Below are 3,271 nucleotides of genomic sequence, written 5' to 3'. Positions count from 1 at the left end.
AAGCTGCCCTCGCCCGCCGCCTTGTCGTCCTCGGCATAGGCCGCGGCGCCGCTCGCCGCGCCCTCCGTGCCGACAGACTGGGGCCCGCCCCCGCCCTGCCCGTCGAGCACGCCCAGGAACCGATCGGCGCTGTCGATGCCGGCAATGATGGCGCCGGCCGCGATCTCGCCGGAGGCGGCTGACAGCCCGTTCGCGTCGAGCCTGACGAATTCCGCGGGCAGCCTGCCATTGGCTTCGAAATGGCCGAGCGCCCTGTCGGCCACGGTCCGTTGGTTCTGATTGAGGGCACTAAGCTCGGGATCGGTGCGGTCGATGCCTGTCACCAGGTACACGTTGTTGGCATCATAGCTGAGGCTGGTCTTGAATCCGGGCAAGGGCGCGTCGCTGAGGCCGGCGAATTTGGTGCCGCCGACACCGCCGGTGGCATTGAGGATGGTGTAGTTCCTGGAAACAGAGCCGCCTGCCGGGAACGTGACATCGACGGTGCCGCCCGAAAGATCGGCGGAGCCGGTGACGTTCGCGCGGTCGGCCGCGCCGCCGGAGACCTCGACGGCGTAGACCGAGCCTGCGCCGAACGCAAGGTTCCCGATGATATTGATCGTGCCGATCGAATTGCCCGGTGAAAGCGTGCCGCCGGCCAGCGTGGCGGAGCCGACACTGCCAGTGCCGCCAAGTGTCGCGCCCGCATTCACCGTCAGGCTCGAAAAGACGATCGAGCCGTTCGCCACAAGCGTGCCGGCGTCGACGATCGTCGCGCCGGTGTAGGTGTTGTTGCCGGATAGGAAAAGCGTGCCGGTACCGGACTTGACCAGCGTGCCGGTGCCGCTGATCACGCCGCTCCAGGTCAGTGGAGCCGATGCACCGAAGAAACCGCCGCTGTTCGTGATTGTGACGGGGCGATTGACCGTCTGTGCCGAAGCAACCGAAGCTAGCCCGATCGTGCCGCTGTTCAGATTGATGGCGCTGCCCGCGGCGCCTAGGCTGGCGTCGGTAGTGAACAACAGCGCGCCGGCCGAAACGGTCGTGCCGCCCGAATAGGTATTCGTACCGGAAAGGATCAGGTCGCCGGAGCCGAACTTGACCAGCACGCCGCTTCCTCCGATGACGCCACTCAAGGTGAGGGCCTTGCCTGGGTCGACGAGCAAGACGCCGTTACCCCTCAAAAGCCCGACGGGCCGGGAACTGGTGAAGGTCTCGGAGGCGTGCAGACCGCCGCCGTCGAGCAGGTGGAGATGGGCATCTGCCTTGCCGAGTTTGGCGTCGGAGGCGACAAGCAGGGTTCCGCCTTCCACCCGCGTGCCGCCCGCATAGGTGTTCTCGCCAGTGAGCGCGACCTCGCCGTTGGCTCGTTTCCAGAGATTGCCGGTGCCGGACACGATGCCAGCATAGGTGCCGCTGCCCGCCTGATCGAAGAAGATGGAGGCATTATTGTTGATGGTGATATTGCGCTGCAGGCTCGACGTGTTGCCCTGCAGGATGCCGGCATTGACGATGGTGCCGCCGCTATAGGCATTGGCGCCGGTGAGGACGGTCACCCCGTCGCCATTCTTGACCAGAGACCAGCTGCCACTGTCGGTGCCGGTGCCGCCAGCTCCGGTCTGGTCGATGATGATGTCGCTTATGGTCTGCGTCTGTCCGGCGCCAGGGGCGACGCTGAACGACCCGTTGCCGTCAAGGAAGATGCCCGAACCGGTACCCTGGCCGGGATTGCCACCACACACTGGAGATACTGGAAGGCCTTTGCATCCGTTTTCCACTCCACCGTCACCGCCAGCGACGGCATTTCCGGAAATGTTGAGAGCGCCGGCCAGGGTCAGGCTGCCGCCCTCCTGAACGAAGATCGCACCGCCGAGACCGGCGCCGCCGCCGCCGCCAGCACTGGGGTCCTTGCCGTTGCTATTGCCGCCGCCGAAGCCACCGAGCACGACCACTGAGTTGAAGATATCGCCGTTGCCGCCGGCTCCGCCGCCAAAACCGCCGGAGCCACCTCCATTGGGGCCGCCACCACCGCCACCGCCGAAGCCACCGGGGTGGCCCTGCTGCTCGAAGGCGTGGGCACCGTCGCCGCCGCCGCCTGTACCGCCGCCACCATTGACGACAGGGCCGGCGTCGCCGCCGTTAGCACCGGTGGGCCAATAGCCACCACCGCCGCCACTGGTCCAACCGCCGGTATCTGGCCTGAGCGCGCCGCCGTTGCCGCCGTGCGCCTGGTTGGCCTGCAGGTTGACGTTTCTCACCGTCACGTTGGCGCCGCTGGCGACGAACAGCGCGCCGCCCAGTCCAGCGCCGCCACCGCCGCCGCCGCCTCCAATATACAGCTCGCCGCCATACCTTGCGTCGCCTCCTCTGCCGCCCTGGGCCTTGGCGTTGGCAATGGTGAGATCGTTGACGACTACTGTGCCGGACTGGACGAACAGGCCGCGATACTGGTTATTGCCGGACAGCGTGAAGTTGCCACCGTCGATGGTCACGTCTTTCTGCATGGTGGGCAAGTTTGCGCTCAGGGTGACGTTCGCGGTGAAGGTGATGGTGTCGTTTTTCTGGGCGTTACTGATGGCGTCCCTGAGCGTCGCCTCGTCTTTGACAATCCAGTCAGTCTCGACAGCACTTGCCGGAAGCGCGGCCGACAACATGCCGGCTACCAGGAGGATGGCCAGCGCCAGGCGCGAGCCGGACTTTGACAGACAAGTCTCTCTGCGCAGAGCCGTCGTCGGATGAGCCCGCATCGGTGCATCGACTGTTCCACCCACCTGCTTTGCTTCCCGAAAGCCCCCGAACTTGTGGATCTTGAGTTCGATTGCTGACAAAGGAAATTTCAGGAGAAGGCGGGCAACAATCGCGGCTCTCGCCCAAAAGCCCGATTTCGTACGTTTGCCTGAAACGGCCGGCATGATGAAACCGATTGACGCGAAGATGAACTTGATCGTTTTCCAGCCCTCAAACATCGTATCGTTACCTTTCTCACCATCGCGTTGGTCGCCAAGATGCGCATAGCCTCACCAGGTGATGCCGAGCTTTAGCTTGCCGGAATAGCTCTTCACGTTGCCGGAGAACTCGCCCTGGAAGGTGGCCGCGGCGAAGACGCCGGAGGGAGAGGTGTACTGGGCGCCGGCGTCGACGAGCAGGGCGTTGCGGTCGGGTTTGGCGCCGTCGATGGTGAAGCTGCTGGCGGGAAGAGCCTGGAAGCCGGCGCTGAAATTACGGTCGGTGCCGCCATTGATCGCCCACGCGGCGCGGCCGCTCAGCGTCAGTCTGGCGCCGTCCTCGAGCG

2 protein-coding genes are annotated in these 3,271 nt (G+C 65.2%); both read right to left on the bottom strand.

Going from position 1 to position 3,271, the window contains the following annotated elements; translation table 11 throughout:
- Positions 1-2,750 (bottom strand): beta strand repeat-containing protein (locus tag LB551_RS29815; protein ID WP_318012778.1); only part of this gene is annotated, 2,750 nt, incomplete at its 3' end.
- A 246-nt stretch (positions 2,751-2,996) separates the two neighbouring features.
- A partial coding sequence (locus LB551_RS29805; RefSeq protein ID WP_224661390.1) for an autotransporter domain-containing protein occupies positions 2,997-3,271 on the bottom strand: 275 nt, incomplete at its 5' end.

This window comes from Mesorhizobium sp. BR1-1-2 (assembly GCF_020165435.1).
Taxonomy (GTDB): Bacteria; Pseudomonadota; Alphaproteobacteria; order Rhizobiales; family Rhizobiaceae; genus Mesorhizobium.
Note: the sequence above shows the minus strand (reverse complement) of the source record. Positions and strands in the feature narration are given on the sequence as shown.